The sequence below is a fragment of the Pseudorhodobacter sp. genome (assembly GCF_030452865.1).
In the GTDB taxonomy this organism is placed as follows: Bacteria; Pseudomonadota; Alphaproteobacteria; order Rhodobacterales; family Rhodobacteraceae; genus Pseudorhodobacter.
In genome coordinates this window covers 1-5,197 of sequence record NZ_JAKDLJ010000263.1, presented here as the reverse complement: position 1 = coordinate 5,197, position 5,197 = coordinate 1, and the positions used below count along the sequence as shown (strand labels likewise).

The 5,197-nt window shown below is 59.5% G+C and carries 5 protein-coding genes; all 5 read right to left on the bottom strand.

Annotated elements, in window-relative coordinates:
• Positions 1-199: glutathione S-transferase N-terminal domain-containing protein (locus L0H65_RS14060; protein ID WP_301459677.1), on the bottom strand; the 199-nt coding region annotated here is incomplete at its 3' end.
• Positions 196-2,127 (bottom strand): acetyl/propionyl/methylcrotonyl-CoA carboxylase subunit alpha, encoded by a 1,932-nt coding sequence (locus L0H65_RS14055; protein WP_301459676.1) that lies wholly within the window; start codon positions 2,125-2,127, stop codon positions 196-198. The genes L0H65_RS14060 and L0H65_RS14055, both read right to left, overlap by 4 nt.
• Positions 2,128-2,202: 75 nt before the next feature.
• Positions 2,203-3,807 carry a carboxyl transferase domain-containing protein gene (locus L0H65_RS14050; protein WP_301459675.1) on the bottom strand — a complete coding sequence of 535 codons (1,605 nt, stop codon included), beginning with the start codon at positions 3,805-3,807 and terminating at the stop codon, positions 2,203-2,205.
• On the bottom strand, positions 3,804-4,340 hold the full coding sequence (locus L0H65_RS14045) for a hypothetical protein (RefSeq protein ID WP_301459674.1): 537 nt from the start codon (positions 4,338-4,340) through the stop codon (positions 3,804-3,806). The genes L0H65_RS14050 and L0H65_RS14045 overlap by 4 nt, the downstream gene beginning before the upstream one ends.
• Positions 4,337-5,197 (bottom strand): acyl-CoA dehydrogenase family protein (locus L0H65_RS14040; RefSeq protein ID WP_301459673.1); only part of this gene is annotated, 861 nt, incomplete at its 5' end. The genes L0H65_RS14045 and L0H65_RS14040, both read right to left, overlap by 4 nt.

Sequence of the window (5,197 nt, the reverse complement as noted above, 5' to 3'; positions counted from 1 at the left end):
TTGCACCGCTTTCGAACAATGTTGCGCCGTCAATCTCCAACGCTGGAATCCGGCCAGCCGGCGATAGCGCCAGAAAAGCGGGGTCGCGCAGGGATTTGTCAAAGCGATGCGTGACCAATTCAAACTCTGCGCCGATTTCATGGAGCAGCCACAGCGTCCGGAATGAACGCGCCTGCGCAACATGGTGCAGACGGATCACGCCTCATCCTCAAGCAGGATCAGCGCGGCCCCGGCTTCGACCTGTTGACCGGCCTCGACAAGAACCTCAGCCACGATGCCATCACGCGCGGCGGCAAGCGTGTGTTCCATCTTCATCGCTTCCAGCACCGCAAGCCGATCCCCGGCGCAGACGCTTTGGCCCGGCGTCACAAAAACCGCCTTTACCAGCCCCGGCATCGGCGACAGCGTGGCTTTGCCCCCTGCCGCTGCGGTCGTGTCGCGGTCCAGCGGATCGATGGCTGTGAAGGCATAGGTGTCGTCGGCGGTGAAAACGTAGATTTTTGCTCCTTTCACCACAACTCGGGCGGATTGGCCGTCAACGCCCCAGTCGGGGCCCCGGCGGCGGGCCGCGATCACCCGGTCGCCAATCGTCACATCAGCACGGTCTGGCCCCTGCACCGCAAGACCCGCAGACAGCGCCTCGCCCCGGTGCGACAGCGCGATAGCGCGCTGCATCGGCGTGCCTTGGGTGAAGCCGGTGAGCGTGTCCTGTGGCAGCGCCGCCACTGCCAGAACTGCCAAAGCCTTGACCCCATCGCAAGCCGGTGTTTCGGAAGTCAAAGACATGATATCCCGCTCAATCAACCCGGTATCGACATCACCCCGCGCAAAGCCCTTGTGGCGGGCGAGTGCGCCGAGGAAAGCGAGATTGGTGACAGACCCCGCCACTTCGGTCAGCGCCAGCGCGCGGCGCAGTTTTGACAGCGCCACCGCGCGGGTGGGGCCATGCACGATGATCTTGGCAATCATCGGGTCGTACCACGGGCTGATACTGTCACCCGCCCGCACGCCGCTGTCGGCGCGGGCGCCGGGTGGAAATTTCAAGTGCTCCAGCCGTCCGGTTGCAGGTAAAAAACCTGCTGGCACATCCTCGGCATAAAGCCGCGCCTCAAAGGCATGGCCGTTGATTGTCAGATCCTCTTGCTGCAACGGCAGGCTTTCGCCCGCGGCCACGCGCAATTGCCATTCGACCAGATCAATGCCCGTAATGGCTTCGGTCACCGGGTGTTCGACTTGCAGGCGCGTGTTCATTTCCATGAACCAGAAGCGGTCAGCGCGCAGCCCGTCGCTGGCATCGACGATGAATTCGATGGTACCCGCCCCTTTGTAGCCGATGGCACGCGCAGCCTTGACCGCCGCATCGCCCATCGCTTGGCGCATTTCAGGCGGCATATCGGGTGCGGGGGCCTCCTCGATCACCTTCTGGTGGCGGCGTTGCAAGGAACAATCGCGTTCAAAGAGATGTAGCGCGTCCTTGCCATCGCCGAAAACCTGAACTTCGATGTGACGCGGTTTTTCGACATATTTCTCGATCAGTACGGCGTCATTGCCAAATGCCGTCGCCGCCTCGCCCTTGGCGCTGGCGAGCGCGTCGGCAAAATCCGCAGGTCTGTTGACCCGCCGCATGCCTTTGCCCCCACCGCCGGCGACTGCCTTTATCAACACCGGATAGGTAATTTTGCCAGCCTGCGCCGCCAGATGTTCGGGATCCTGATTTTCGCCCAAATAGCCGGGAACCACGGGAACCCCTGCCGCCTGCATCAGTCTTTTGGCTGCATCCTTCAAGCCCATTGCGCGAATGGCTTTGGCCGAAGGGCCGATGAACACAAGACCCGCTGCCGCTACCGAGTCAACGAAATCCGGATTTTCCGACAAGAAGCCATAGCCGGGGTGGATCGCCTGCGCGCCCGTCGCTTTGGCCGCCGCAATAATCACATCCCCGCGCAGATAGCTGTCACGCGGGGTCGAACCGCCGATATGCACCGCCTCATCCGCCATCGCGACGTGTTTTGCTTCTCGATCGGCATCAGAATAGACCGCGACGGTGGCAACCCCCAGTTTTTGCGCGGTTTGCATGATACGGCACGCGATTTCGCCACGATTGGCGATCAGTATTTTTTTAAACATGAACCGTCTCGGGGGTTGGCGAGCGCCGGGGGCTGCCTGCCCCCGGACCCCCGGGGATATTTTTGAACAGATGATTTACATGCGGAACAGGCCGAATTTTGTCGGCTCTATCGGGGCATTCAGGGTGGCGGAGAGGGAAAGCGAGAGGATGGCGCGGGTTTTTCTGGGGTCGATGATGCCGTCATCCCAAAGGCGCGCCGATGCGTAGAGGGGGTGGGATTGTTCCTCAAACATATCAATCGTCGGCTGTTTGAAGGCGGCTTCTTCATCCGTGGACCAGGTGCCGCCTTGACGCTCAATCCCGTCACGTTTCACCGATGCCAACACGCCTGCAGCTTGCGCACCGCCCATGACGGAAATGCGGCTGTTTGGCCAGGTCCACAGGAACCGAGGCGAATAGGCGCGGCCTGCCATGCCGTAATTGCCCGCACCGAAGGAGCCGCCGATCAGCAGGGTGATTTTCGGGACATTGGTGGTGGCGACGGCAGTGACCATTTTCGCGCCGTGCCGCGCGATACCCTCGTTTTCATATTTGCGGCCGACCATGAAGCCCGTAATGTTTTGCAAGAACACCAAGGGGATATTGCGCTGACTGCAGAGTTCCACGAAATGCGCGCCTTTGACCGCCGCTTCCGAGAACAGCACGCCATTGTTGGCGATGATACCAACCGGGCAGCCATTCACATGGGCAAAGCCCGTGACAAGGGTTTCGCCAAACCGCGCCTTGAACTCATCAAAGCGGGAGCCATCGACCACGCGCGCGATCACTTCGCGGACATCGTAGGGCGTGCGCAGGTCGGGGGGGACGAGGGAGAGGATTTCTTCGGGGTCATAAGCGGGATCTTCGGCGGATTGCCATTGGACGGTCGCGGGCTTGGCGCGGTTGAGATTGCCAACGGCGCGGCGGGCAAGAGCGAGGGCGTGGGCGTCATCCTCAGCCAGATAATCAGCGACACCAGAAAGGCGGGAGTGGACATCACCGCCGCCCAGGTCTTCGGCGCTGACCACCTCACCCGTCGCGGCCTTCACCAAAGGCGGGCCTGCCAGGAAGATCGTGCCTTGGTCGCGCACGATAATCGTCACATCCGACATCGCCGGCACGTAAGCGCCGCCAGCGGTACAAGAGCCCATGACAACCGCGATTTGCGGGATGCCCTTGGCGCTCATCTGTGCCTGATTGTAGAAGATGCGGCCGAAATGGTCGCGGTCGGGGAAGACCTCATCCTGATTGGGCAGGTTCGCGCCGCCTGAATCCACCAGATAAATGCAGGGCAGCAGGTTTTCCTCGGCAATCTCCTGCGCGCGCAGGTGTTTTCTCACCGTCATCGGGTAATAGGTGCCGCCCTTTACGGTGGCATCATTGCAGACCACCATCACATCCTGCCCCATCACCCGGCCGATCCCGGCGATCAACCCCGCACCGGGGGCCGCACCGTCATACAGCCCATGCGCGGCTGTCGCCCCGATTTCGAGAAACGGACTGCCCGCGTCCAGCAGGTTCGCCACCCGTTCGCGCGGCGGCATCTTGCCGCGAGAGATGTGGCGGGCGAGGGATTTTTCTCCGCCGCCCGCTGCGGCCAGCACGGCGGCTTGACTGACGGTTTCCAGCATTGCCAGATGGGCGGCTCGGTTGGCACGGGCGGTTTCGGTGTTGGGGAGGAAGGTGGAGGTGAGTTTCATTTATTTACCTCGCTGAGAACCAATCCAAATGCTTCATATAAATTGAAGGATGCGCAAACCAAAACAACCACAAAAATAATAGCTAGAGCATGAGGAACCCAGAATGTTAAGTTTATCCATCTGCATTTCTTTTTATGGCTTAGAACGGATTTTTCTCGTTCTCCCCCGTCATTAGAAAAACCAACATTGTAAGCGGCTCGAATGTCGATCTTTTCAATGTTATAGATGTCGTCCCAAACGGCCTCATTCAGTAACCAATTGATATGAATAAAGTAGTTCGCTAGAAGTGCTAAAATTACGCCTGCTCCAAACAAAGTACCCGCGACAAATGCGTAACCCAAATTTATCTGAGGGGACATCGCGACCATTGTTGGTACGAAGAACAACCCTCCGCCAGAAACAAGAAATGCGTTTTTAACAACTAAGACCCCGTAGTCATAAGCATGTTGCCCTGCGCTTAACCCATGCGTCGAATAGCGCCACTTCGCGATTTCTAGAGCTTTCTCGATTTCTCGTAACCTGTCATCGGTCATTTCCCCAACAACTCCCGCCCGATCAGCATCCGCCTAATCTCACTCGTCCCTGCGCCGATCTCCATCAATTTCGCGTCCCGGAACAACCGCGACACCGCAGAATCGGCCAAAAACCCTGCCCCGCCCAGCGCTTGCACTGCCTGATGCGCCTGCACCATTGCCTGTTCTGACGCATACAGCACGCAAGCCGCCGCATCGGCGCGGGTGACCTGGCCGCGATCACAGGCGCGCGCGACCTCATAAACATAGGCGCGAGCGGAGTTCATTGCGGTATACATATCCGCAACCTTACCCTGCATCAGTTGGAAATTCCCAATTGGCTGGCCGAATTGTTCGCGGCTTTGCAGATAGGGGATCACCTCATCCAGACAGGCCGCCATGATGCCGGTGCCGATGCCCGACAGCACCACGCGCTCATAATCAAGGCCCGACATCAGCACGCGCACGCCTTTGCCCTCGGCCCCCAACACGTTTTCAAACGGCACTTCGACATTGTCGAAAACCAGCTCTGCGGTGTTCGACCCGCGCATCCCGAGCTTGTCGAAATGCGGGCTGGTGGAAAAGCCTTTCATCGCCTTCTCAACAATAAAGGCCGTCATCCCGCGGCTGCCCGCTTCCGGGTCGGTCTTGGCATAGACCACCAGCGTATCGGCATCCGGCCCGTTGGTGATCCAGTATTTATTGCCGGTCAGTGCATAATACCCGTTCTTCTTCTCCGCCCGCAGCTTCATGCTGACAACATCCGATCCCGCCCCGGCCTCCGACATCGCCAACGCGCCAACCGCCCGACCCGAAATCAACCCCGGCAGGTATTTCGCTTTCTGCTCCACCGTCCCATTCAGCTTGATCTGGTTGAC